We start from the raw sequence: 25,692 nt of genomic DNA, 5'->3' as shown, positions 1-25,692 counted from the left end.
CCCATAATCCAAAGATATTAGTGTTTGACCCGATTGAAGGAGCGGGATTACTCAGAGAGCTATGGAAAAATTCTCTACTTATCGTCGATGCGCCATGCGCTTATTCACCCTTAATGCTCTTATTTTCATAGGAATACAAACTGCTTTTGCCCAGAGTTATTTTTCATCGACGCAGGAAGAATTTGGTAAAAACCGTATCCAGGAAAAAAGATTTGAATGGCTTACTATCAGAAGTAATAATTTCGAGTTTAATTATTACCGTGGAGGCGATAAAATCGCCCAAAGTGCTGCAAAACTCTCAGAAAGTGAATATGACCGGATCACCGAGTTGTTAGGTTATACGCCTTTCACAACCATGAAGATTTTCCTCTACAACTCACCAAAAGATTTGGCACAGAGTAATATCGGTCTGACAGCCCCTATCGACCTTGACGGTAGTATTCTTAACTTAGCTAAATCACGTGTACAGATTGCATACACAGGCAACGAGGATACATTCAGGAAGGAATTAATCAGACAAATTGCCCGGTTATTTGTCTATGATATGCTGTATGGCGGCTCATTGAAAGAGGTGTTGCAAAGTTCGCTTTTATTGACCGTACCCGAATGGTATATGGCAGGTATTGCCGCATATATTTCAGAAAACAGTGAAGACCCTGCCGTGCTTGACCGCCTACGGGTTGCTGTGATGAAAAACAAAGACAAAAAAATCTCTCATTTAGAAGGTAAGGATGCTGAATCAGTGGGCCAGTCTATCTGGAATTACATAGCTATGCGCTATGGGAAAGATAATATTTCTAATATCCTGAATCTGACCCGTATTATCCGTACCGAAGAATCAAGCATTACAAGTACCCTCGGTATTTCTTATAATCGTTTCATGAAAGAGTGGAAAGAGTTCTACCTGAGTGGAGCTTATGCCAATACCAACGAAAAACCTGATGAGCCGGAAAAGAAGGCCATTGTGTCTCCAAAAATAGAATTATCTAAGCCTAAAGAGAAACTTGTTTTAGAAAAAGGTGAAGTAGATACAGACAATTATGAGTTCGACGCCGAGAATATCATTAAATCTCTTGCGAACGAAACTGCCAGAAATAAGATTGATAATACCGATAAATCGACTCCTAAATTAGGAAGATACAGGGAAGCCCTTAAAATAAAAGGACCATTTGCTTATGAAAATATCATGATTGCAAACGATGTCAAATCTGACTTCCTGATGGATCCTGTGCGTCGGATGGGTATGAAAAATACCCTTGTGCTGAACGATTTATTAGAAAACCATAATATCAAATTAGGGCTTTTTATTACACCGGTGCTAAGAAACCATGATATTTTTCTGGAATACAACAATAATACAAAACGTGTCGACTGGGGTTTGGGTATCATGCGTCGCTCTATTTCTTTCGGCGAATTAGATTACCGTAGCTTGTATCTGTTCCGTCCGTTGAATATCAACACACCGCAGACAGCTATCATTGCTATCGACAGACGTCTGTATTATAATAAGTTTTCGGCATATGCCAATTATCCTTTCAGCCGGAATCTGCGCGCAGGTATCTCACCTTTCTTCATGACGACCACTGACGTTGATCTGATTGAGTTAGGCCGTAAGAATCTGACCTCGTCTTATTTAGGATATAAAGCCGAACTTGTTTATGATAATACTACTCCGCTATTCAGCAAAGTATTAATAGGCACACGCGCTAAAATCCGTTTAGAACGCTCCTATAGCTTTGCCACCAAAAACGAAAACTTCAGCCGTTTGGTTGTTGATGCCCGTCATTACCAGCGAATTCTGAAGAGCTTTATTTTTGCCGCTCGCTTGTCATATAGCCGCTCATTGGGCAATGCGCCAAAAGTAACTTTTCTGGGCGGTGTTGAAAATACCATCAACCGTAGTGTTGAAACTACTAATGGACAAGGTACAGGTGTACCACGCGATTTGCGTGATATACTCTTCTACGATTTTGCAGGTAATCTAAGGGGTTTCAATTTTGCTAAATTGTATGGCACAAGCCACTTATTAACCAATTTTGAACTTCGCCTGCCTTTGGCACAATATTTCTCCAAAGGTTCTATAACCTCTAACTTCCTGCGGAATATGCAATTTGTCGGGTTCAGTGATATTGGTACTGCATGGTATGGTAACAAAGGGCCATTTAACCGCCAGAATAGTCTGAATACGGAGGTGATCGGAGGCGGTGATAACCCATTCAGAGCAACAGTTACCAACTTCAAGAATCCATTTCTGGTTGGATATGGTGTAGGGGTAAGAACTACCATTCTTGGCTATTTTGTAAAAGCTGATTATGCATGGGGGCTTGAAGATAAAGAAGTAAATAAGCCTAAACTATATATTTCGTTAGGTTACGATTTCTAAAAAATACATAACCTTTGGATAGATGCCATCTATTTAAAGTTGATAACGAAAAACCCGTTCACACCGAATGGGTTTTCGTTTGTTTAATACCCACAAAACCAATGGCCAACCTGCAGAAGAAAATCAGGCAAACAGCCGTTTTATACAATCAGTTGATTAATTTCTTCTGGTCTATTCTGGCATTTGCTCCAATCGTTTATTTCTGTTATCAATATCTGCCCCTTAAAATCCTATATATTTTCATAGGTATTAGCTGTCTGGTTATTTTTCTACCTGCCTCATTATTAAGTGAAATTCAGCTAAGCCAATCCTCAAAGCCTTATACCAGAATCGGAATCCGGTTTATTAAGAAATATACACAAGACGGAGATCTGGTGAATCGGTTCATTAAATCACAGCATCCACAATATAAGTATGTAGAAAATAAGCAATCACTCAAAAAACTGATAGGCAAATCTTATATGCAAGAGAAATTCCATTATCTGGTCTTTGTATTTTTTGTCTGTATTACTGTTTATGCCTTTGTGATCGGAATGATAGATTGGGGTGTTTTCCTAACCTTTGCCAATATCATCTATAACGTTTATCCTATCTTTTTGCAACAATACAACCGTATCAGAATTAATCATTTACTTAAAAGGCAAACTTCATAATACTAAAAACGACCTTCAAAACCATTACCCACTATTATTAAACTATCCTGAATGAATCCCTTTCCTGTCATTACCTCAACGCTTTCAGAACGGCATTTGTCTTTATTTTTACAAGCACAGTATAACCTTAGCACGAAAACCACCTGCCGACTATTAAAAACAGGTATAAACCATGTATATCTGATTAATGATGGCGGGCAGAAATCCGTTTTCAGAGTCTATAGCCTCAATTGGCGAAGTGAAAAGGAAATTGCTGAGGAAATCAGATTATTAAATCTTTTGCATGAAAATGAGCTTCCGGTTTCCTATCCTGTTGCTGATGCAAACAATAATTATATTCAGAAACTCAATGCTCCGGAAGGAGAGAGATTTGGCGTGATGTTTTCGTATGCAAAAGGAGAGAAGGTCTTTAGTTTTTCACCAGAACTACATAAGGAGATTGGCAAAATAATGGCAGAGTTCCATCAGCTGACACATAATCTTTATTTGGATAGAGTTACATATACGCCCGAAAAATTATTGATAGACTCTCCTCGGTATTTCTTTGGCTTTTTACCTGAGGATTCCCCTGAGGTAGAATTCATCAGGTACGTACAAAAACATCTATCAGCAAAATTGAAGGAAGTAGATGAAACCCAAATAAGAAAGGGAGTGATACATCTTGACATCTGGTTTGATAACCTGAACATATCAGAAGAAAAAGAAATTACTATTTTCGATTTTGATTTCTGTGGCAATGGCTGGCTGAGTTATGATATAGCCTACTATATTATGCAGATTTATAGTACAGAAGTAGATGAAAATGAATATCTGCTAAAGGCAGAAAGTTTTCTGAAAGGCTATGAGGCTATTACACCTCTTACCAACGAAGAGAGACGGATTTTGCCTATGCTTGGCGAGTGTATTTATTTGTTTTATTTAGGTGTGCAGTGCCAGCGTTTTAATAATTGGTCAAATACATTTATCAATGAAGTTTATCTGAAAAGATTCATAAATTTACGTATTAAAAGATGGTTTGATTATAACAAATTAGGCTAACCATGACCAACAACGAAATAATTGCACACAGGCTTTATAATCAGCAAATCACAGAAACGAAGTTTACCAGACCTGAAGAAATTGTTTCGTGGCTGGTGGCAGTACAGGCACAGGAATATGCCATGTCAAAATGGGCTATAGGATTGCGCCTGAACAAAATAAATGAAACTGATGTAGAGCTCGCTATTAATGAGGGGAAAATTCTACGAACACATGTGATGCGCCCCACCTGGCATTTTGTAAGCCCGGCCGATCTCAGATGGCTACTTACGCTCACAGCTCCGAGAGTACATGCTTTCAATGCCTATCAATATCGAAAGAATGGTCTTGATAGCACCGTATTCAATAAGTGCAACGATATAATGGTCAAAAAACTGGAAGGTGGTAAATCTCTTACCAGAGCTATTCTGAATGCAGCTTTTCAGGAGGCGGGCATCATAACAGACACTGTTGGATTAAGTTGTATCATGATGCAGGCCGAACTGGATGGCCTTATCTGTAGTGGACCCCGACAGGGAAAACAATTTACATATGCTCTGATTGATGAACGTGTACCGCCTACCCGGCCATTAAGCCAGGAAGAAGCCTTAAGCCAGCTGGCCTTACGCTATTTTACAAGCCGTGGCCCTGCTACAGCACAGGATTTTGTGTGGTGGTCGGGTTTAACCATGAAAGAAGCCCGTGTTGGTATTGCTAACCTTCCGCCTTATTTTATTCATACAAAAGTTGATAAATATGAATATATTTATGCACCATGCAGCCCGAAGGATTTAGAGTATCCTACGCATTCATTCCTGATGCCGGATTATGATGAATATGGTATTGCCTACAAAAACCGTGAGGCGGTTTTCTTGCCTGAGGATAAGGGCAATCCTAATGGTAGTAAATCGACTTTCCCTTTTAATCGTATGATAATTGTTAACGGAACTATTGTGGGTGCATGGCAGCGAACCATTACAAACAAAGAAGTAAATGTAGAAATCGCACCGTTTTACAAGTTTAATGAACAGGAAAACGCCATTGTAGAGAAATCTGTCAATCGGTTTAAAACTTTCTTTAGCGAAAATATATATGATGCTGAATAATATTCAAATATGAGCCTGATCACTTTTATTCCAACTGATGCACTGAAACCTTATGTCAGATTACTGGCTATTTCTGAGGTCACTCAGGAAATGGAATATAAGGTTTTGCCCGGCACTTCTTTAGTAATGGGTTTTCAGTACCGGGGACACCTCTCAACAATTGAGAATACAGCCATCAAGCCTTTAGAAACAGCCGGCATTACAGGCTTACAGGATAAATTCAGGGTATTTCAGAACTCAAAAAATATTGGTACTGTTCTGGTTTTCTTCAACGAAACAGGTGCTGCCTGTTTTTTCAGAGAGCCTATGAATGAGTTGTTTGGCGAAAGTGTTTCTTTAGAAAACTTTGTCAGTAAATCATCACTTAATGAAATAGAAGAAAGTCTATCTGAAGCTCAAACAAATCAGGAACGAATTACAATCATCGAACAATTTCTGATGGCACGTATTCAACCCATTCAGGCTGATGCTCTGGTGCAATCAGCTATTCACCAGATTCAGTTAGCCAAGGGTAATATCAGAATCACCCAATTGGCAAGGCAATTATATACCAGCAAAAGCCCCCTTGAAAAACGATTCAGGAGAATAGTAGGTGCCTCGCCCAAAAAATTTGCTTCCATCGTCCGGTTCAATGCTTTATTGAAAGACTATGATCTGGAAAAAACATTGACCGAATTAGGCTATGAAGCAGGCTATTTTGACCAGGCTCATTTTATCCATGATTTCAAGGTTTTTACCGGAGAGACGCCGGAGGAATATTTTGAAAAAAACGCTCTTAGAAATCTCTGAGAAAGTATTTAGTGGACTTTTATTTCTTGAATCTGATTATGATTATCTGCAAAATCGGCGAGAAGTATATAACCAAGCATACACCTATCGTAATCGAAGACATTGAATAACTTAAAATGCTTGAGTTAATCTCTTTCTGACAGTTTAACGACCTCTTATTGCCTGATAACCGGACGAAACTGGAGAGTTATCTGATTGAATTAGTAGTTCAGGGAATCACTTATTTGTTTTTGTTACAATTTTTAATTTCTGACTGTACAAATCCATAAATTCCATCAAAATCCTCAGCATTGAACCATCTGAAATTATCCTGATTTTTAAACCATGTCATTTGTCTTTTAGCATATCTTCTCGAATTACGTTTCAATAGCTCAACCATTGTCGGGTAATTGTAACTGCCTCCTAAAAATTCAAATACTTCTTTATAGCCTACTGTTTGCAGGGCATTGTGGTTTCTGTAATTGGCTAAGCCTTTTACTTCCTCTACCAAACCATTGGCAAGCATAAGTTCCATTCGTTGGTTTATACGGTTGTATAATTCTTCTCTTGGGCGTTCGATGCCAATTTTGATGAAATGGAAATTTCGGGTTATTCTGGTTTTTTTATGAAATTCAGAAAAAGGTCTGCCTGTGCTTAAGCAAACTTCTAAAGCCCTCACTACCCGTTGAGAGTTTTGCAAATCGGCTGTGGCGGCATATTCAGGGTCGAGTTTTTTTAATTCTTCTGCCAATGCCTCAACTCCTTCTGTTTCGAGTCTTTGCATCAGATTTTCCCGCAAAGCCAAAGGGGCTTCAGGCATATCATCTAAACCATCCGTAATGGCTTTTACAAATAGACCGGAACCTCCGGTTAAAATCACCACATCTTTTCGGTTAAAAATATCCTCTTCCAATAGTTTCATTACATCTCTTTCAAAGTCTCCGGCACTATAATAAGAATTAATACTGTGGGAATCAACGAAATGATGTTTGACACCGTCCATTTCTTCGAGAGTAGGTTTGGCTGTTCCAATGCTTAGTTCTTTGTAGAATTGCCTTGAATCGGCTGAAATGATTTCGGTATCGAGCTGATGGGCTAATCTGATGGCCAGGTCGGTTTTGCCAACGGCTGTCGGGCCAACTAAGAGAATCAGGTATTTATTGGGTGGTTGTGTCAAACTTGTCTGAGTCGATTTTTAGTGCAAAAGTACAGAAAATTATCTTTTTTTCTGACAAACATAAACTCTCTTATGCCTTTGTTATTCTGTTCTTTTGGTTTTGAGGGGCTATCTTTTTTACCTGAAGAAAAGTACCATCCCGGAACTAAGCGTAACAAAATAGTTTAAGAAACACCAGGCCGTAACTTAAAATTTCTATCTTTGATAAAGAAATATCTATTAACTTTTACGTCTCAATTCTATACATACACTTTGGGAAACATGGATTTTTTGTTTTTTATATCGGCTTTGGGTGTTGGGGGTATTGCCGCATGGCAGGTTTTTAATTGGGTATATGGCAAAAAAATACGGGATAACCGTGAGCAATTACGCAGAGAATCGACCCTGCTACTCGAACGCATAGAGAAAGTATTTAAAGTAGTGGTTGCTGAGGGCTATTTCACAGAGATATATGACCATAGTAGCAAAAAAGATTTCTGGGGTTTGTTCAAAATTAATAAAAAAGCTTTGGTGGTTTCAAGGGCGAAGGTTTCAGTTGGGTTTGATTTTGGCAAAATGAAGGTCAGGCGAGACGAAACAACGCGCAAACTGATAGTAGAAGAATTTCCGCAGGCAGAAGTATTGTCGATTGATACAGACTATAAATTTTATGATATAGACCAGGGATGGTTGAATAAATTCAGTCATGAAGATTATACCAATATACTGAATGAAGCTAAAAAACTGATGCAGGATAAAGCCCTGGAAAGTGATTTACCTAAAGTGGCCAACCGACAGGTAGGGCTCATGATGAATCAGTTAGCCGCATCTGTCAATTGGGAAATAGACTACAAACAGTTGGAAACCAACAATAAAAAGGAACTCTCAGACTTTAGTGAATTTCAAGAGATTAGTGAATCGGAATCGTGAATCGGCGAATAATTATTTTGAATTTACTATTCATTAATTCACCATTCACAAATCCGCCATTACTTAAACGCCGGGATACCAGTAATTGCATTTCCTAAAATCAATAAATGAATATCATGTGTGCCCTCATAGGTTACTACCGATTCGAGGTTCATCTGGTGGCGCATAATCGGATATTCACCTGTAATGCCCATGCCTCCGTGCATTTGTCGGGCTTCACGGGCAATCTCTAATGCCATTGCTACATTATTTCGCTTTGCCAATGAAATTTGCGCAGTGGTAGCTTTACCCTGATTTTTCAGGTTGCCCAATCGCCAGCATACTAATTGTGCTTTGGTGATTTCGGTAAGCATTTCTGCCAGTTTCTTTTGGGTCAATTGGAAAGAAGCTATCGGTTTATCGAACTGGATGCGTTCTATTGCATATCTGCGTGCCGAATCATAACAATCCATCGCTGCCCCTACAGCACCCCAGGCAATGCCATATCGGGCATTATCAAGGCACGACATCGGAGCTTTTAGCCCATCGGCTTCGGGTAAAATATTAGCTTTGGGCACTCTTACATTATCAAAAACCAGTTCGCCGGTAATACTTGCTCTCAAAGACCATTTGCCATGTATTTCTGGTGTGCTGAATCCTTCCATACCACGCTCAACAATAATTCCTTTGATACGTCCCTGCTCATTTTTTGCCCAAACTACAGCTACATCTGCTCTGGGCGAATTAGAAATCCACATTTTTGATCCATTCAGAATCACATGGTCGCCATCTTCCTTAAAATTGGTGGTCATTCCACTTGGATTCGAACCAAAATCTGGCTCTGTCAGGCCGAAGCAACCTAAAAATTTTCCGCTTCCTAATTTGGGTAAAAACTTCATTTTTTGATCTTCACTACCATATTTATAGATAGGAAACATGACCAAAGAACCTTGTACTGAAGCCGTTGAACGCATACCTGAGTCGCCTCTTTCAACTTCCTGCATCATCAAACCATACGAAATATAGTCTAAGCCCTGGCCGCCATATTCAACCGGAATGGTTGGACCAAATACCCCTAAATCTCCGAATTTTTTGACGATATGTTCAGGAAAAACACAACGTTGGGCGGCATCTTCAATAATAGGGGAGATTTCCCTTTTTACAAAATCACGAACCGCCGAACGAATCATGAGTTGTTCTTCTGTCAGTAAATCGTCTATTGCATAAAAATCAGGTGATTCAAATTCGTCTTTTTTATTGGAGCGATGGAAAGTTTGTTCTGAAGCGGTCATGTAAGTACTCTTATTGGTTGATGATTCAAATGTAAACAATCTTATAGTACTATACAATTTTGAAGATATGATGATCGACAGGAAAAGATATTGCCACAATATACATTAGGTGACCGATGTTACACAATTGTTTTAAGGGGTTACATAGTGTATCGTTTGTATAGAGTGGCAATAGAATTATTGCAAAATTGTATATCAGTCTATAAATCCAGAACAATCTGGTTTTTCAGAATATCTTCCATTGTTTCACGCTTGCGAATCAGGTGTACTTCTTCATTATAAATCAAGACTTCTGCGGGGCGGAAGCGTGAATTGTAGTTAGAAGCCATTGAAAATCCATAGGCTCCGGCATTTTTTATGACAATAATATCACCCTCGTTTACTGTCGGAATAGTCCGGTCTTTGCCAAAAGTATCTGTTTCGCAGATATACCCCACAATATCATATTTCTCTCTTTCTTCACCATCAGGATCAGAACCATTGATTATTTCATGGTAGGCATCATACATCATCGGACGAATCAAATGATTTAATCCAGAATCAACCCCCACAAAATTACGTCCCGGATTATGTTTTACCACATTGGCTCTTGTCAGCAGATACCCACATTCGCTAACAAGAAACTTACCCGGTTCAAACCATAGTTGTACATCTTTACCATACTGCTCACAGAATTCATTAAAGACTTTTACTACACCCTTGCCCAGTTTCTCCATATCAGTCACGTGGTCGTCTTCTTTATAGGCCACCTTAAACCCTGAACCTAAATCAATAAACTCAAGATTCGGGAAATATTTAAACGCTAAGTCGAACAGTTTTTCGGCAGCATCGATAATTACATGGGCATTTTTGAAATCAGAGCCTGTATGTTGGTGCAGACCTACTACTTTAAGACCATATTTTTTTACGATTTCATGAATTTCATCAGCTTGTTCAATCGAAATGCCAAATTTTGAATCTTTATGTCCGGTAGAGATTTTAATGGTACCTCCCTCCATGATATGAGGGTTGATACGTAAACAGATAGGCAGCGAGCTACCGTAAATTTGTCCGAATTTCTCTAATAAAGGCAGGGAGTCAAGGTTCATTCTTAAACCTAATGTTACAGCCTCCTGTACTTCAGCAAAAGCTACACCACTTGGCGTATATTGTATCTGATTAGGCTCATATCCGGCCAGAATTGCCAGATGAGCTTCCTGAGTGGATACCACGTCAATATCAACCCCATTCTTTCGCATGAGCTTCATGATATTGATGTTTGTCAGAGCCTTGCAAGCATACTTTAGTTTGAGATTAGTACCCGCAAATGCCTTGCGCATTTTACCGATTTGTTCCTCAATTTTATTACCGTCATACACATACAAAGGTGTTCCGAACTGATTGGCTAAAGACTCAACTGTAAAATTCTGGATAGAAAACATAGTGGTTGCTGTAAAACAGCTATTTAAGAATGAAAAATGGGGTGTCTGGTTCGATTGGATAATATAAAGACATAATACAGAAAATAACAGGAAAATTCGTAGAGACAAAGCATTGCCCTGTCTATAACTTGCAGACCATTCACTATATCTTTACGTAAAAAAAATATCTTATTGCTACTATTATAGCTATTCTATTTATTACAAAGAAACACAGAGTGTTACATTCTCTGTGTTTCGTGTAAACCTGAATTGTATTTTTTTGCTTAGAAAGGTAAATCATCTTTGCTGTCTTCAGCAGTAATCAGAAACTCGGGTGCAGCATTTTTATTGGCTGCCGGAGTACTTGATTGCTGGGGTGCTGCATAGTATGGTTCTACAGGGGCACCACCGGCTTCCTCTACTTTCCATGCTCTTACATCGGTGTACCAACGTCCGTTAAACTCACGGCTTTCGATATCGAAAGATACATTTACTTCTTTGCCTACAACCAGCATTTGCTCACTTACCTTATCGCCCCATGCCGAGATACACACTTTCTTCGGGTATTGTCCTTCAGTTTCGATAACAAAGTCTTGTTTTTTCCAGACACCGTTTTTACCCTGACCTGTTTGTAGAGGCAATAATTGTATGATTCTACCTGTAATTTCCATTTGATTAAAAGTATTAAAGAATAAGGGCGCAAAGATACAAAGCAATGCGCAATAAATAAAGCTGTCTCAGTCAAAAAGCAAGTAGCTTAGAAAACAACGGTAAGAATAGATTTATTGGTAGCCGCAAAACACCCTAAACCATTTTTGACATTGGTAGGTATGGGTACAGGCTCTACAAACGGATTGCCGTCCTGCCTGTTATTGATTCTTACGGCTCTGTGATAATCGTAATAGTTTTTATCAGTGTTGAGTACCTCGAGCCTGATCGTGCTTTTTTCTCCGGCAAAGTTGGCCATATATACTTTGTCATTTAAATAAATCACTGCAAGATTCAGGGGGATATTACCATTTGGTGTAGAGAACAGAGTACCATCGCGGCTTATATCACTCTGATACTGAGCTTGTCTGTTTTCCTCATCCCAGAAAGCATAATAAGTGATGATTCTTTCTGTTTTTTCAGGGTTGTGGTTGGCAGTGGTAGGTTCAAGTAACATTTTTGTGGTAACACTGGCTTTCATTGTATAGTAATTGGCTTGCGAAGGTATATCTTTCCAGTCGAAATTGACATGGAAGGTCTTGCTGCGGCCGTTAAAGAAATTCTCGGTCGTGGTATCGATTTTATATTTTTCTATGATGGCATTTCCTGGTGGTACAGTGCAGGTTGCTTCTACATTTCCTATTGGTGTTTCGGCTTTGATTGTATAGGTTTCTCCTGCTTCAATCGGGAACCTGCTTGCGTCAAGTATATAGGTAGCTTCATTTTTGATATACGGAATACTGATATATTGTTGTCTGGAATTGGATAATATAACGTTTGCATTTTCTATAATACCACCTGTAAAATAGATGGTATCATTGCCTATAACTGTGTAACCTACGCCATCTTTATTATATACACCTAATAGCGGGCGTGAGGCTGTAAGTTTGACTAAAATAAGCGTGTCTTGTGGAGAAATATAGGCATGAAGAACCACCTTTTCTATGCCTTTGGGTAATCTGCTCTCAGGCACGGTTGTAACCAGACTCTCGCAGGAAAATAAAAATCCTGCCATAACTATCAGCAATATATGAATGGTATATTTCATGTCTTAATCAGAATTTGAAGTTGTAGGAAAAAGCAGGAACAACCGGGAACAGCGAATACTTTTTCAATACAGTTTTGGTTTCGGCTGAGTTACTGGTGCTTGTTTCGGTTACTATATCATAAAAGAACGGATTCCGGCGGTTGTAGGCATTGTACAGACTAAACTCCCAGGTGCGTTCATGGCGTTTAAGTTTTTTATGAAACTGAATCCCGAAATCCAGACGATGATAGGCTTCTGCTCTGAAAGAGTTCTTTTCGCCGTATTCATTCACTCCTTGATTACTCCATTGTATCCGGTCTATAATCGCCGGATTTCTTCTGGAACCATTAAACCTGTCAGTATAAGCCTGATAGCTTGAAATCGGTAGGGTTAGTGCATTTCCTGTACCATAAACCCATGTACCAGAAAGTGTGATTCTTGAGCTTATCTCGTAGATACCTACTACCGAAATATCGTGTCGACGATCATATTTCGGAAAGAATTTTTTGCCTGCATTCAATTCAGTAAATTGCCATTGTGTCCAGGAAAGGGTATAGCCTACCCAACCAGAAAAACGGCCTGCTTTACGTTGCAGGAGTACTTCACCACCATAAGACCAGCCTTTACCTGCGGTAACGTTATCTTCCCAGCTCACCTCCTGTGCGCCTAAACCATCTAAGTTCAGGAAAGTTGAGCCTTCTTTATAGGCCAGAATATCGTTCATTATCTTATAATAGCCTTCTACTGTTAAAGTCAGATCCTGATCTGGGAGATCCTGTGCTAAACCTGCCGCTACCTGTTTTGAGTTTTGCGGTGCTACGTTCCGGGTGGTAGGTACCCATAGGTCAGTAGGCAAACCTATGCCTGTATTAGATAGCAGATGCACAAACTGGTTCATCTCGGCATAGGAAGCTTTGGCTGATAGATTTTCGGCTAATTTCAAAGCAGCCGAAAAACGTGGTTCAGGGCGCAAATAATTGCGTTTCTGTGCTAAAAAATAGCTTAATCGTAAACCCACATTCATTTTAAATTTATCTGTTACTTTCCAGGTATCTTCACCATAGATGCCCGATTCCAGTACATCAATCGGTGTGGCAGCTTTATCTAAGTTGGTCTGATTACTTTGCAGTACAATAGCCGAAGGAATAAAACGATGGCGTGTAGCAGCGATTCCCATCCTGATAGAATGTTTGTGGTCAGGGAAATAATCGAAATCGCTTTTCAATCCTATATCATTGATTCTTGAATTATATTTCAGTGTATAATCCTCTGTTGATTGTGTCTTGTCCCTATAAAAACTGCCTATCCCAAACTGATAACGACTCAGAATGAACGAGGTATTGGCAAATAGTTTTTCGTTAAATAAGTGGTTCCAACGGGCAGTAGCGGTAATATTCCCCCAATTCAGGTTTGATTCGTCGTTTGAATTAACGTCTTCTGATTCTATATAGAATCGGTCTTGCCCTAAATAACCACTGAGATACACTTTATCTTTTCGCCCGAAATCATAGTTCAATTTGGCATTGAGGTCATAAAAATAATAACCTCCACTACTATTGTCGCCAGAGCCTGCTGATGCTTTGATAAACGGACGGGCAACAATATCCAGATAAGTGCGTCGACCAGAAACCAAAAAAGAAGATTTGCCTTTTTTGATTGGTCCTTCTAAGGTTAGTCTTGATGAAATCAGCCCGATACCGCCTTCGCCATGAAGTTTTTCTTTATTTCCTTCTTTCATGTTCAGGTCAATCACCGATGATAATCGACCTCCATAACGAGCCGGGAAGCCTCCTTTGGTGAGTTCTACACTTTTGAGTGCATCGCCATTAAAAGTAGAAAAAAAACCAAAGAGGTGATTGGCATTGTAAACAATGGCATCGTCCAGGATAATCAGGTTCTGGTCGGCACCACCGCCACGCACATAAATCCCTGATTGCCCTTCCGAACCTTTCTGTACGCCGGGCATCAATTGGAGTACTTTGAGTACATCTTTTTCGCCCAGAAAAGCCGGAATTTTTTTTATCTGATTCACTGGCAGGTCTATTGTACTCATTTGTACCGATTCGCTGACTTTCTCCTCCTGTTTTTTAGCAGATACCACTACTTCCTGTAATTGGGTAGCTGGTGCTAAATCTATATTCAGTTCAAGGCTTTTTTGTAGGCCAATTCTTTTTTCAAGGCGCTGATACCCCACAAAGGAATAAATAACCGTAACTGAATCCTGTGCCGGAAGGGTAAGCGAATAAAACCCATAGGTGTTGGAGGTAGTGGCAATAGACGAATTGGGTAGATAGATATTTACCCCGATTAATTGTTCCTGACTGCCTTTTTCACGGATATAACCGCTTACTGTGAAGCGATTCTGTGCGAAGGTGGTGGTCGTGAGTAAGAGGAAGAAAAAAGTAAAAAGTTTATTCATAAAAGCGTTCTCGCAAGATTGACTCTTATCAATAACGAGCGGTTGGAATCAATATTGAGCATTTCAGGCTAAATAGTATTTCACTGAGCAACTACTCCACCTTCTTAAAGAATGGCTGGCATACTTATTTAAAGAGTAAAAGTATGACTGAGATAACAATCTGGCCTATTAAATACTTTAACTCAATTGATCATGGCACACACAACGCAGGATTTTTTTAAAGAATATGCAGCGGCTTTACTCTCTTTTTCAGCCGCCAATATCACCACATTTTACAAAACACCAATGGCAGTTTATTCCGACCAGGGTGTGCAGGTAGTGACAAAACCACAGGAAGTACTGGCATTTTGGGAAGAGGGATTGAAACCTTACGCCGCTCAAAAAATAACTAAGGCCATACCTTATGTATTGACAGAAGAAAGGGTCTCAGAAACAATCTTAGTATGCAAAGTATTCTGGGAGAATTATGATGATTCGGATACACAGGTATCCAGAGAAACCAACCATTATATTCTCTCAGAAAAAGACGGCGGGTTTAGCATTGTGGGATTGGTGATTACTGGGGCGTAGCACCCATACTTCACACAATCATATTAATTCTATTCCCAAGTACTTCCGCCTGTAAAGGCGTCTGTCCTTTCACCTCTCCATCTATCACCAATGTCATAGGCTCGGCATCAATACTGAATCTTCTGGCTTTTTTGTAAATAACCAGTGGTGAATGAATATGCTTGCCAGAGAAAATGAGTGGAAACAAGCGGAGCAGGTGATAGAAAGGCACGTGCTTGATTACCAGAATATCTAATAAGCCATCGTCTAAGGCTGCCAACGGAGCTATTTTCATGGCTTTGCCTGTGTGCTGGGTATTGCAGGCCAATACAAAGCTGAATCTGCCTGTAAATACTTCGTCATCTATCATCACCTTGCCCTCAAAACCAGTATTCTTGAAAATATGTATAATGGCAGCTATGCTATACCGTAAATCTCCTGACCAACGTAGTTTTTCAGAAGTCAGGTTGATATTGGATACTAATCCCCAACCAATGATATTGAAGCCATACATCATTTGTTTGTTTGTCTCAGCCTTAGGAAACCACACTCTGAAAATATCAATCTGCTTGGTATTGTGTTGATGAAATTTTGCTAATGAACTTTCCCAGTCGAGGTTATTAATATCATGATTCAAGGCTTTGCCACCACCGCACGGAAACAGCAGAAGCGGAGGAGTAGTATCTTTTTCCGCAATACCATTGGTTACTTCGTGCATGGTACCGTCTCCGCCAAAAATAATAATTTTTTCATAGAGAGTCAGGTCTTCTTTGCGTAAAAAATCAACGAAATATCCTTTATACTGACTCACAACAGTGTTAAATTCATAGCCAGCAAGATTTTGTTTCAGAAACTCGCTGGCTGCAAGACTTTTGCCCGAACCCGAATGAGGATTCACCAGCAAAAGAAGTTTTTTTAGCATTTTACAGAAGTTTAATAAAGGGTTTGTAAGGAATAGGTTAAATTTGTCAGGTTACACATTTACCACCTAATATTATGATAAAAAAACTATATCTGCTATTAACCATCTTATTAATTAGCGTTCTCTCACTTTCTGCCCAGATACAATCCGGCCCTATGCTGGGTTATTCAGAAATGCGGGAAGTAATGCTCTGGGTACAAACAAAAAAAGAGGCCTCGGTTAAATTTGTGTACTGGGATAAAGAAAAACCTACCATAAAATACTCAACCAATGAGGTAAAAACTAATAAAACCGATGCATTTGTGGCAAGACTGGTTGCTGATGAAGTGCTACCAGGCAAAAAATACGGGTATGAGGTATGGGTTGATAAAAAGAAAGTTGCGATCAGCTATCCATTAGAATTTCAGACCCAAACACTTTGGCAATGGCGTACAGATCCGCCTGCTTTCAAATTTGCAGTAGGTAGCTGTGCTTATATCAACGAAGATGGTTTTGATCGCCCGGGAACACCTTACGGCTCTGAGTACGAAATATTTACAAGTATATACCAGTCAAAGCCTGATTTTATGCTCTGGGGTGGTGATAACCTCTATCTGAGAGAAGTAGACTGGAACACTAAAACGGGTATTCTGAAACGTTATACGCATACGCGCTCTTTGCCCGAAATGCAACCATTGTTGGGGAGTGTCCACAATTATGCTATCTGGGATGACCATGATTTTGGCCCGAATGATGCCGACAGGGGTTTTGTGAGCAAGAAACAAACGCTTGATGCTTTTAAGCTTTTCTGGGGAAACCTGAATTATACTTTTAATGATGAAGGGGTAACAGGCTCGTTTCAATGGGCTGACTGTCAGTTCTTTCTGATGGACGACCGCTGGTGGAGAACACCGAATGACCGGATTACAGGAGCAAGAGAGTATTTCGGACAAAAACAGATTCAATGGTTGATAGATGCATTGAAATTCTCGAATGCGCCATTTAAATTTGTAGTAGTAGGCGGGCAGGTAGGGAATCCGGCAAAGATATTTGAAAACTTTGCCAATTATGAAGAAGAACGCAACCAGCTATTTGACCTGATTGCCAGAGAGAAAATTCCGGGTGTTATTTTTATCAGCGGAGACCGACACTGGACATCTCTTTGCAAAATCGAACGTCCGGGTACATATCCTTTATACGATCTGACGGTTTCAGCCCTCACATCAGGTGCATCAAAACCGGTGAAAGAAGAGGCAGATACACCTTATGTAGAGGGCACAAGTGTAACCAGACATAATTTCGGATTGCTTGAAATATCCGGCCCACGCACCAATAGGGTTTTGAAAATCAATATATTGGATAAAGACGGCAAAGAACTGTGGACAAAAGAGATTAAGGCAAGTGAATTGAAATAGCATAAGAACCAATTGTTTTTGTGCAATCTAATGCATTGAACCTTCACCAATAACAAATCATCAGATGAGCCCCAAACAAACCATAAAGCATAAATATAAAAACAAGAGCCAACACTACTTCTTGTTGCTATTTATGTTTTATGGCCTTATGTTATTTCCATGTTTCGGGCAAAAGCTCAGAAGCGATACTACACTCTCATTCAATTTCTCAGACCTCAGCCAGAACAAAGCATCGGTCTTGGTCTTCTTTGATATTGATTGCCCGATCTGCCAGAAATACACCAAATTGCTCAAAGAAATTAATGAGAAATATCAGGGTCAAGGTATAAAGATATATGTAGTGTATCCACATAAGAATATAGACCCTGTAGCATTTAAGGATTTTAAAACCAACTATCAGTTTAATTTGCCCATTTATTTTGATAAAAAACAAAAACTCCTTCACCGACTTAAGGGCAGTGTCACGCCTGAGGTTTTTTTAATCAGTAATATGGGTATAACAGTTTATCATGGAGCTATTGATAACTGGTACTATAGTTTAGGTAAAAGCAGAGCTCAAGCCACAGAAAATTATCTGTCTGATGCAATTGAAGCTTTAATCAAAGGAGAAAGTGTAAGGGTATCTTACCATGAACCCATAGGGTGTGCACTATGAAAAGGTTGAGTCAAAATTATTCATCGCCCTCCTGATAATCCAGATAATACAATACTAAGTTCAACATTTCATCATTGGTACCCCAGCCATAGGTAATATCTCTTGGAGGGCCAAAAGGGTTTTCGGGGTTTTCAGCTGAGTTATCGTAGGTGGCTTCTACAATAAAAGTAGAGCCTGCAGGAACTTTGAGTAATTTCCTGAACTGGTAGGTCATTTGCCAGTTAAAATCCCAGTTATCTATTTTTACAAGATTAATTACTTCGCCAGCAGGCGTAATAACAAATGCCCTGAAACGCTTACCAATCAGGTGCATATGTGGAAGTACGGAGACCAGCGAGACTGTCTTGTCTATTTTTTTTGAGATATAAAAAGTAGGCTTTTCGCCTGCTTTAATAATAAAAGGCTTATTAGAAATATCGTTTTCGCGCAGGGTAAAATTCTTTACTTCTCTCTCAACCTTATCTCTGGCAAAATACAGCCTTATTTCGGATTGATCACTACTACGAACGGGTGAGGGTGCGTAGTGCATATTCAGAATAAAATCTGAATGGGCATTGAGTTTTACACCTGTTCCTTGTGGGAAATAGATGCGGTCGTTGCCGGGTACCCAGCCATAGAGAAATTCTTCTTTCAATGCAATTCTCTGAAATTCAGCAACTTTAGGGTCAGTTTCTGCCAAACCATCAATCCCTCTTATCTGATTGGTTGTGTCTACCATCAGGCGACTGTGATGTACCAGTTTCTTATTGCCAGCCGCAAATTCAATAGAAGTAATGTATTGGTCTTGAGATAGATTTGTAGGCAAACTGAAAAAACGAAAATCTTCGGTATTATCTCCTGTAATCAGATAAGGCTTTTGCATTTTAAGCACTAAATCTGGTCGGGTTTCATAGGCTTGAAAGTTTATTTCTTCTATTAGCTCCTTTTTTTTAGTGCCTTCTTTCATGCCTCCTTCTATCCAGAGTTGAATAGTGGCAATTTCACCCACTGTCAGGCTTCTTTCGTTGAGGTACGATTGGAAACTCCTGTCCGCCGGAAAAGGGGGCATATATCTTGACTGGGTAACTTTCCTGATAAAACGAGCTCTTTTGCTGACATCTTCATAGGTAATCAGACTGAAAGGTGCCGATTTATCAGGCTGGTGGCAAGGGGTGCAGTTTTTGTGAATAATAGGAGCGATGTGGTCATAGAAATTTATTTCGCCAGGAGACTGAGCTAAAGCGACTGGAACAGATAAAAAAAGAAGAAGAAACAAAAGCCGCTGCATAAAGCCACAATATTCTTATAGAAAAATAGCCCCATCCATCGTGGATGGGGTATTTCTCCAATTTAAACAAACTAAAAATTAACGAACAGTGAATGTTAACTGACAGTTTGAGTTAGCTTCTGAAACCGGAGTGGGGTCTGCACAGATAGAATCAGGATTCCATGTATTGAAAACCTGTCCATCGCTGGTGGTCAATACCCACGTAACTACAAAACTGTCAGCTCCAACACTGCCATAGCCGGTTGTCTCTGCCGGTCTGAACCAGGCTCCCGCCGGACGAGGTCTTGCCGGATTATTAAACACATTTACTTTATTGACTTTGTCGTAGGCAACTGAAGCATTCTTGTAGGCTTCATATACCTGTTGTGCTGAGATACTAAAGCTATTCCATTGGCGGTTGGCGGCAGGTGTGCTGATGGTAGCAATCAGTTTTCCCTTTCCGTTTTCGCTTAGGTCGGCTACTTTAGGGTTACCGTCAGGGTCGTTGTAAGACTCTAATACACGTACATAAATTTCGATTTTAGATACTGTCAGTTTATTATCTAACGATACCCAACGCGTTTTCAGATCTACCTTAGAGGTATTCTGACTGGCTTTGGTAAAGTTTTTAGCATTAGCCACTTCATAAGGCTGAGGCCTTGCCAGGATATTACCATTAAAGTTGATGCCATCAAATACTGTAAAGGCATGTACGCCCGGATCCCAACCCGGAAGCGGGTTCAATGATTCATCACGGCACGCACTGAATGCGAACAGGAGAGAAGCAATGATTGAAAGACTTAATATTTTTTTCATTGTTATATGCAATTAAAATTTTGAGATAGGATAAAGATTAAATTCAACACCGGCATTGTTGAAAACGTTAAATTAAAACTCCCATTTTAATTTAACTTTATCCCAGAAAACGGGGTCTCTGTCAAAAATCACTTCAGTAAGTTTTGAACTTGCGTTAGAGTTCAGACTTCCTTCCTGCGATGGATAAGGAAGGCGCAAAGCAAACTGACGTGCAGGCTTGATAATCGGGTTGTTGACAGTAGACGGAAACCCTGTACGGCGTAAAGCATTCCATATTTCAATACCTTGTCCCCAAGAGCAGAACCACATCTGTTTCATTACTACATTCAGTTTGGCATTGTTTGATGGAGCTGCATCAAATAAAGCCAGTTGGCTGTTTACATAGGCATCAATATCAGCAGTTGCCGGAGCTTTGGCATTAGCTGCATCGACACTCAAGCCTAAGTCAACCACTCGTTTGATGTGCTCTCTGATGGCAGATTCGAATATGGCTCTGGCATTGCCATCACCACCACCGTCAAGGATAGACTCTATCTGATAAAACTTGATGTTATTGCTGGTTAACAATGGCCACATACCGTTACCTGAGCCTCTGCCTCCTGTTAAAGCTTTGGCGGCAACACTACGGCCCCCATACAAACCTCCGGCAGGGTAGGCACCCGGAGCGGTACGTAAGGCACCATCTTGTGGTACCCCTGTATTATCTCCTCTGTCGCGGCCAAAGAATCCGGCTACGTATGAAGAATCAGCTTTGGTAGGTTTACCGAATACCTGATTCCATTTTTCCCAGAACGCAGGTTTTAATACGAGGTACGAGCCACCATAAGGGATAGTACCCCTATCAGTTGGGTTCGAGGGGTCAAGGATTTTGTCTGTCTGACGGTAGAAATAAAAATCAAGACGAGGGTCTTTGTTGAAAATCATTTCTGACATTAACTGATGGCTTGGGTATGAAAACCCGTTATCAGCTAAATAAGCCGAACGGAACCAGGGATGACGGCCTTCAGGTGCTGAGGCAGTACTGAATCTGTAGATAAAATCATCGGCAGGGTCACTGATATATCCGCCTGCGGCTAAGGCAGCTTTTAAGTCGGCATTGCCGGTGGCACGTCCTTTACGGGAAGTTAATAATAGCTTGATTTTAACGGTTTTAGCTAATTTAATCCATTTGGCAATACTGCCTTTGTAAAGAAAATCTCCGCCTTCAGTCGCTACCGAAACCGGGCTGGTTTTTGAGAGGTTTGTAACCGCCTGATCACATAGTTTAATAAGGTCTTCATAAATTTCTGAATCTTTATCAAACTTAGGAGTGATAATGGCTGTTTCTGCATTGCCTTTCCATGCCTCAGAATACGGGGCATCACCAAACATATCTACAAAATTGCCCATAGCGAGAGCTTTCAGGGTCTGGGCTATTCCTAAATAATGCGGGCTGTTGGCACTTGCATTAATAATGGCTTCTACGTTGTTAAGATCACGATAAAAACCATTCCATGTGCCATTATATGACTGGTTATTGAGGTCATAGTTATCAGCACTGCTTAACAAACCTGCAAAGCCAAGAGAGTTTTCAGATAAAGAGGTAATGGCATTAACAGCAGCTGATTCAGCCGTAGGTAGCAATAGTTTTACTGCGGCTACGGACGGACGGTTCAGGTCTCTATTGATGTCCAGCTCTGTCATATCGCAACTGCTCATTATACTCACAATACTTGTTGTCAGTATTATTTTTGATATATTTTTTAATTTCATTGTTTCTGATATTTAGGTTGTTCCCAGAATTAGAATGTTACTGAAAGGTTAACTCCATAACGACGGGTAGAAGGAGCAGCACCTAAGTCGAAACCCTGAACGTTGGAATCGGCAAAATTTGATAATACCTCTGGGTCGAAGTTCAAGCCTTCAAGCATATTTGGTGCTTTGAACCAAAGGTTTCTTCCTGACGCTGAGATTCTGGCACTACCAAAGAAAGGAAGAACTTTCTTTAAAGCAGCTTTAGGAATTACATAGCCTAAAGAAACTTCACGAAGACGAATGGTTGTAATATCATAGATATTGGTTTCGTCGGCACCATAGGCACCAAAGCCGCTTGAGAAGTGATACTGGAAGGCCGTCATAGGAATCGTATTTCTGATTTCTTTTCCGCTTTCATCTAACAATGGTTTGTAGGTTTGAGGGTCTCCTAATACACCCGGAATCACACGCATACCTTCTCGGTCTTCAGAGTTCTTCAACTGGCCTCTCAATAATAAAGAGGCTGCTGTTGCCGAGAACATATTACCTCCATGGCGATAGTCCATCAGAGCCGTTAAAGTAAAGCCTTTATAAGTAAAAGTGTTCGTCCAGCCTACTGTAAACTTAGGGGCAGGATTGGCCAATATATCTGAAGTAGGGCTTAAAATTGGCAAACCGTTGATCGGGCTGATCAAAAGTTTACCGGCATCATCACGTGCATTTTTTGAACCATAAATCATACCATAAGGATAACCATTGCGGTGCATAGTACCCGTTGATGACAGACCAGTACCACCTAAAAATAATTCACCGCTTGGGCCTGCATCGACTATTTCAGAGCGTAAACGGGTGAAGGCCACAAATGAATTCCAGGTAAAACCATTGCTCAGTTTTATTGGCACAAGGTTCAGACCGATCTCAATACCATTGTTTTTTATTTTTCCGGCGTTGGTAGCTTTATAATCAAACCCTGTTGAAGTAGGAATACGAGCTGTAACAATCAGATCGGTAGAAGTACGGTCAAAATAGGCGATGTCAAGACCGATGCGGTTTTTGAAGAACTGCAATTCTGCACCTACCTCTACTTCTGCTGTAAACTCCGGTTTTAAACCTGCATTGTTCAGGGTAGTCGGTAGACTTTCTGACGAAATAGGTGAAGCGTTATAGTAAGTAGCACCGAGATTATAGGCAGTAAATACCTGATAAGGGTCAGCATCTTTACCCACTTTTGCATAGTTGGCACGCAGTTTACCAAAGCTCAGAATATTGGTTGGTATCTTAAAGGCCTCTGTGAAAATAAATGAAGCACTTACTGACGGATACAAATAACTGTTGTTTTCTTTTGGTAAGGTAGAAGAGTGGTCGTTGCGTACCGTTGCTGTCAGGAACAATATATTGTTGTAGCCTGCGGTATATTCTGCAAAGAAACCGTATAATCTTCTTTTCTCACGGTATTCAGAAGCAAACTGAGCATTAGTACCACCAATAATTGGCAGGTTAGGGTCAATTACTGTATTACCCGTAATATAGCTGATGTTTTTGGCGCGCTGGTTAGCGTTATAACCTACCATCAGACGCATATTAAGTTTTTCACCAAAATCTTTTGTAGCCGTAGCCAGAAAAGTGAAATCAATTTCGGTGTTGGTAATATCCCGGCGAGTTACATTACCCAACGGCACACTTACACCACCCGGACGGAAAACGTTACGACGCGTTTCCGCATAAGTGTTTATCCCCCCTTTAGCTGTCAGATTCAACCATGGAGTTACATCATAATTCAATGCCATATTACCAAATACACGATTGACAGTACTATTGTAAAGATTGTACTTGGCTGTCCAGAGTGGGTTATCAAGGGCACGGAAATACACGTTTGAACCATCAACAGGGTTTTCGAAAGGATAGCCGTTCAGATCATAGTTACGAGGTTGATAGAACAAACGACCATAGATTGAGCCCCCAAAGCTTAGTCCACCATAATCAGCGTAGTAACCTGCACCCGACTGTGGTGATTGCTGATCAGTGTTTACGTAGTTTACATTACCACTCATGGTTATTTTGTTAGCCAGAATAGCATTTCCACCGAAATTTAATGTAGTACGGCTGGCGGTTGAGTTTGGAATGATACCTTTGTTGGTCATGCGGGACGCTCCGGCACTAATAGTTGTTTTATCGCCAGTAGAAGAGATATTCAAACTGTTTTCGAATACATTACCTGTACGGAAGAAACCTCCGATAATATCATGTGGTTTCAGCTCAACACCAACAGGTTTTCCGTTGGCATCCAATAATTCAGGGAATACAGAAGTATAGCGGGCAGCACCATATGCCACGCCAACCAATGGATGAGGTACTTGTCCGGCCGGATAATTAGAGTCAATAACCTTTGAATAGCGCTCAAAGCCTAATGCCTGATTTACACGGTCAACTTCAGAAGGGAAAACCGTTCCCCAGTTACCGATAAAACCACCATTATAGGTCTGGTTTGAACCTTGTGTATATGTGTCCTGGTAATCGGGAATGGTTGAGATTTTCTCAGTAGAAAAAGAAGATGCATAGGTTACTTCCAAACCTTTTTTGGCACTTTTGCTACCGGCTTTAGTTGTAATAACTACTACACCATTGGCTGCACGAGAACCATACAAGGCTGAGGCTGCCGCACCTTTCAATACTGTTAATGACTCCACGTTGTTAGGGTCAATGTCATAGGCACGGTTAGAAGTAACTGTATTCTGGTTGAAACCGTCAGTGGCATTCACTGAGTTGTCGAACGGAATCCCATCTACTACAAATAATGGCTGGTTGTTTCCGGCAAATGAGTTATTACCACGGATAGTAATACGTGTAGCCTGACCGGGAGCACCACCTCCGGCTATAATATTCACACCTGGCACTTTGCCATTTAATGCTCGAAGCGCATCAGGTTCAGAGCGCTGTTGTAAATCCTCAGCTTTTACGTTGGATACTGCATACGCCAAAGCCCGTTTTTCACGTTGAATACCGATGGCAGTTACCACAACCTCTGATAGTTGTTTGGTATCACCACCTAAAGACACATTTAATACAGATTGGTTACCTACTTTTTCTTCATAGGTATTCATACCAACAAAACTGAAAACCAGGGTAGCGCCAGTGGTAGCTTCAATAGAATAATTGCCGTCTACATCTGTTTGAGTACCTTTGGCAGTACCTTTTACTTGAACTGAAACGCCTGGCAGTGAAGAGCCATCATCGGAAGAGGTCACTTTACCGGTAATCTTTCTTGTTTGCGCCATTGAGGCAATAGCAAGCCAGACCCCCAGTAAACTGAGAAGTAGAGTTTTTTTCATGAACAGTTTAGTTTAGGTTTATTAAACACGATTGCAGCAGAAATAACTATTTTTACAGAAAAGTAGTAAATACCTATTTGCCGCATTCGTGCTTAAACTTAGATTTTTTTTAGAAAAAAAGAAAATAAATGTAAAAAAAATGTGAAAATCTTTATTTATTTAACTTTATTATAAATAGAATACAAACATTTGTTAAATTCTTTGATTGT

At 40.2% G+C, this 25,692-nt stretch carries 20 protein-coding genes; 9 read left to right on the top strand and 11 right to left on the bottom strand.

From position 1 onward, the window contains the following. Positions 1–61 precede the first annotated feature (61 nt). The 5 genes from H1R81_RS12280 (at position 62) to H1R81_RS12260 (ending at position 5,948) form a co-directional block, all read left to right on the top strand. Positions 62–2,383 carry a hypothetical protein gene (locus H1R81_RS12280; RefSeq protein ID WP_229251118.1) on the top strand — a complete coding sequence of 774 codons (2,322 nt, stop codon included), beginning with the start codon at positions 62–64 and terminating at the stop codon, positions 2,381–2,383. Positions 2,384–2,484: 101 nt separating this feature from the next. Then, on the top strand, positions 2,485–3,036 hold the full coding sequence (locus tag H1R81_RS12275) for a hypothetical protein (protein WP_181841020.1): 552 nt from the start codon (positions 2,485–2,487) through the stop codon (positions 3,034–3,036). Positions 3,037–3,087: 51 nt separating this feature from the next. Further along, a complete protein-coding gene (locus H1R81_RS12270; RefSeq protein WP_181841019.1) occupies positions 3,088–4,074 on the top strand; it encodes a phosphotransferase enzyme family protein in 987 nt (328 codons plus the stop codon). A gap of 2 nt (positions 4,075–4,076) precedes the next feature. Next, positions 4,077–5,159 carry a winged helix DNA-binding domain-containing protein gene (locus H1R81_RS12265; protein WP_181841018.1) on the top strand — a complete coding sequence of 361 codons (1,083 nt, stop codon included), beginning with the start codon at positions 4,077–4,079 and terminating at the stop codon, positions 5,157–5,159. Between the two features lie 9 nt (positions 5,160–5,168). After that, positions 5,169–5,948, top strand: coding sequence for a response regulator transcription factor (locus H1R81_RS12260; RefSeq protein ID WP_181841017.1), 780 nt, complete (start codon positions 5,169–5,171; stop codon positions 5,946–5,948). A 220-nt stretch (positions 5,949–6,168) separates the two neighbouring features. Here H1R81_RS12260 and miaA read toward each other — a convergent pair whose 3' ends face one another. After that, positions 6,169–7,104, bottom strand: a complete 936-nt coding sequence (gene miaA / locus H1R81_RS12255) for a tRNA (adenosine(37)-N6)-dimethylallyltransferase MiaA (RefSeq protein ID WP_181841016.1) — start codon at positions 7,102–7,104, stop codon at positions 6,169–6,171. Positions 7,105–7,365: 261 nt separating this feature from the next. On the opposite strand from miaA, the gene H1R81_RS12250 reads away from it, so the two are divergent. Further along, on the top strand, positions 7,366–8,013 hold the full coding sequence (locus tag H1R81_RS12250; RefSeq protein ID WP_181841015.1) for a DUF4230 domain-containing protein: 648 nt from the start codon (positions 7,366–7,368) through the stop codon (positions 8,011–8,013). A gap of 59 nt (positions 8,014–8,072) precedes the next feature. On the opposite strand, the gene H1R81_RS12245 is transcribed toward H1R81_RS12250, so the two are convergent. From H1R81_RS12245 to H1R81_RS12225, 5 genes are all read right to left on the bottom strand, one after another. Further along, positions 8,073–9,284 (bottom strand): acyl-CoA dehydrogenase family protein, encoded by a 1,212-nt coding sequence (locus H1R81_RS12245; RefSeq protein WP_181841014.1) that lies wholly within the window; start codon positions 9,282–9,284, stop codon positions 8,073–8,075. 200 nt (positions 9,285–9,484) lie between these two features. After that, positions 9,485–10,705 carry a diaminopimelate decarboxylase gene (lysA, locus tag H1R81_RS12240; RefSeq protein WP_181841013.1) on the bottom strand — a complete coding sequence of 407 codons (1,221 nt, stop codon included), beginning with the start codon at positions 10,703–10,705 and terminating at the stop codon, positions 9,485–9,487. A gap of 263 nt (positions 10,706–10,968) precedes the next feature. Then, a complete protein-coding gene (locus H1R81_RS12235) occupies positions 10,969–11,355 on the bottom strand; it encodes a DUF3127 domain-containing protein (RefSeq protein ID WP_181841012.1) in 387 nt (128 codons plus the stop codon). An 86-nt stretch (positions 11,356–11,441) separates the two neighbouring features. Next, positions 11,442–12,440, bottom strand: coding sequence for a DUF4249 domain-containing protein (locus H1R81_RS12230; RefSeq protein WP_181841011.1), 999 nt, complete (start codon positions 12,438–12,440; stop codon positions 11,442–11,444). 7 nt (positions 12,441–12,447) lie between these two features. Continuing rightward, complete coding sequence (locus H1R81_RS12225) at positions 12,448–14,838, bottom strand: TonB-dependent receptor (RefSeq protein ID WP_181841010.1); 2,391 nt, start codon at positions 14,836–14,838, stop codon at positions 12,448–12,450. A 192-nt stretch (positions 14,839–15,030) separates the two neighbouring features. Between H1R81_RS12225 and H1R81_RS12220 the strand changes: the two genes are divergently transcribed. Further along, on the top strand, positions 15,031–15,408 hold the full coding sequence (locus tag H1R81_RS12220) for a hypothetical protein (protein WP_181841009.1): 378 nt from the start codon (positions 15,031–15,033) through the stop codon (positions 15,406–15,408). A 10-nt stretch (positions 15,409–15,418) separates the two neighbouring features. Here H1R81_RS12220 and H1R81_RS12215 read toward each other — a convergent pair whose 3' ends face one another. Continuing rightward, positions 15,419–16,309, bottom strand: a complete 891-nt coding sequence (locus H1R81_RS12215) for a diacylglycerol kinase family protein (protein ID WP_181841008.1) — start codon at positions 16,307–16,309, stop codon at positions 15,419–15,421. Between the two features lie 74 nt (positions 16,310–16,383). Between H1R81_RS12215 and H1R81_RS12210 the strand changes: the two genes are divergently transcribed. Continuing rightward, positions 16,384–17,703: an alkaline phosphatase gene (locus H1R81_RS12210; RefSeq protein ID WP_181841007.1), complete on the top strand. Its 1,320-nt coding sequence runs from the start codon at positions 16,384–16,386 to the stop codon at positions 17,701–17,703. 64 nt (positions 17,704–17,767) lie between these two features. Further along, positions 17,768–18,358 carry a redoxin domain-containing protein gene (locus H1R81_RS12205; RefSeq protein WP_181841006.1) on the top strand — a complete coding sequence of 197 codons (591 nt, stop codon included), beginning with the start codon at positions 17,768–17,770 and terminating at the stop codon, positions 18,356–18,358. A gap of 16 nt (positions 18,359–18,374) precedes the next feature. On the opposite strand, the gene H1R81_RS12200 is transcribed toward H1R81_RS12205, so the two are convergent. From H1R81_RS12200 to H1R81_RS12185, 4 genes are all read right to left on the bottom strand, one after another. After that, positions 18,375–19,625, bottom strand: a complete 1,251-nt coding sequence (locus H1R81_RS12200; RefSeq protein ID WP_181841005.1) for a hypothetical protein — start codon at positions 19,623–19,625, stop codon at positions 18,375–18,377. Positions 19,626–19,703: 78 nt separating this feature from the next. Further along, positions 19,704–20,420 carry a hypothetical protein gene (locus H1R81_RS12195; protein WP_181841004.1) on the bottom strand — a complete coding sequence of 239 codons (717 nt, stop codon included), beginning with the start codon at positions 20,418–20,420 and terminating at the stop codon, positions 19,704–19,706. Between the two features lie 72 nt (positions 20,421–20,492). Then, positions 20,493–22,172, bottom strand: a complete 1,680-nt coding sequence (locus H1R81_RS12190) for a SusD/RagB family nutrient-binding outer membrane lipoprotein (RefSeq protein ID WP_181841003.1) — start codon at positions 22,170–22,172, stop codon at positions 20,493–20,495. Positions 22,173–22,201: 29 nt separating this feature from the next. Further along, entirely contained in the window at positions 22,202–25,483 is a 3,282-nt protein-coding gene (locus tag H1R81_RS12185; RefSeq protein WP_181841002.1) for a SusC/RagA family TonB-linked outer membrane protein, read from the bottom strand. Between the last annotated feature and the right edge of the window lie 209 nt (positions 25,484–25,692).

The sequence above is a fragment of the Emticicia sp. BO119 genome (assembly GCF_013912375.1).
In the GTDB taxonomy this organism is placed as follows: Bacteria; Bacteroidota; Bacteroidia; order Cytophagales; family Spirosomataceae; genus Emticicia.
The sequence above is the reverse complement of the archived record's forward strand: the minus strand, read 5'-3'. Positions and strand labels throughout refer to the sequence as shown.